This window comes from Pseudomonas sp. Pseusp97 (genome assembly GCF_047304025.1).
Taxonomy (GTDB): Bacteria; Pseudomonadota; Gammaproteobacteria; order Pseudomonadales; family Pseudomonadaceae; genus Pseudomonas.
This window is the reverse complement of sequence record NZ_JBGLYK010000533.1, coordinates 1-279: the sequence shown is the minus strand read 5'-3', so window position 1 is coordinate 279 and position 279 is coordinate 1. Positions and strand designations below refer to the sequence as shown.

Sequence of the window (279 nt, the reverse complement as noted above, 5' to 3'; positions counted from 1 at the left end):
GAGATCGCGTGTCACGGCTATCGCTGGATTCACTATCAGGACGTATCGCCGGAAAAGGAAGCCGAGCATATGCGGCTCGGCATGCAAGCCATCGAACGTGTCACGGGTGTGCGGCCGCTTGGCTGGTACACGGGCCGCGACAGTCCCAACACGCATCGGCTGGTCGCCGAATATGGCGGCTTTCTGTACGACTCCGACTACTATGGCGACGACCTGCCGTTCTGGATGGACGTTGAAGTGACAGGCGGCACGACTGTGCCTCAACTGATCGTGCCGTAC

Annotated in this window: 1 pseudogene; it reads left to right on the top strand. The window is 60.2% G+C overall.

From position 1 onward, the window contains the following. A pseudogene (locus tag ACCC94_RS30235) lies at nt 1-279 on the top strand (allantoinase); the annotation flags it as partial.